The 746-nt window shown below is 52.8% G+C and carries 2 rRNA genes; both read right to left on the bottom strand.

Annotation, left to right across the window (positions count from 1 at the left end):
- A 23S ribosomal RNA gene (locus tag ACSEXW_RS28240) occupies nt 1-536 on the bottom strand; the annotation flags it as partial.
- A gap of 94 nt (nt 537-630) precedes the next feature.
- Nucleotides 631-746: ribosomal RNA gene (gene rrf / locus ACSEXW_RS28235) — 5S ribosomal RNA — on the bottom strand.

Below are 746 nucleotides of genomic sequence, written 5' to 3'. Positions count from 1 at the left end.
CTCCCCTTCCGGGGTGCTTTTCACCTTTCCCTCACGGTACTGCTTCGCTATCGGTCGCCAGGGAGTATTTAGCCTTGGCAGATGGTCCTGCCGGTTTCAGACGGGGTTTCCCGTGCCCCGCCCTACTCAGGATCCGTCTAGGCATACGGTTGTTTTTGGCTACAGGGCTTTTACCTCTTATAGCGGACCTTTCCAGGTCTCTTCACCTAACAACCTTTTGCCATATCGACGTCCTACAACCCCAAGGAGCAAGCCCCTTGGTTTGGGCTGTTCCGCGTTCGCTCGCCGCTACTTACGGAATCACTTTTGTTTTCTTTTCCTCCAGGTACTTAGATGTTTCAGTTCCCTGGGTATGCCTTCGCATCACCTATGTATTCAGTGACGGATACATGGACATTACTCCATGTGGGTTTCCCCATTCGGACATCCCCGGATCAAAGCCTGCTTACGGCTCCCCGAGGCGTTTCGTCGTTCGCTACGTCCTTCTTCGGCTCCTGGCGCCTAGGCATCCTCCGTGCGCTCTTATTAGCTTATCCTAGCTATAAGTGTAAACACTTAAAAGATGTTTTCGGAATTGTTTCGCTATCCAGTTTTCAAGGAACAAGGGTGAATCTCACACAAGTGAGACCCGCTTGGCAACGTCCTACTCTCCCAGGACCCTGCGGTCCAAGTACCATCGGCGCTGAAGGGCTTAACGGTCGTGTTCGAGATGGGTACGCGTGGTTCCCCTTCGCCATTATCACCAA

Origin of the sequence: Oryzibacillus soli (assembly GCF_051594765.1) — a bacterium.
Classification (GTDB): Bacteria; Bacillota; Bacilli; order Paenibacillales; family NBRC-103111; genus Paenibacillus_AR.
The sequence above is the reverse complement of the archived record's forward strand: the minus strand, read 5'-3'. Positions and strand labels throughout refer to the sequence as shown.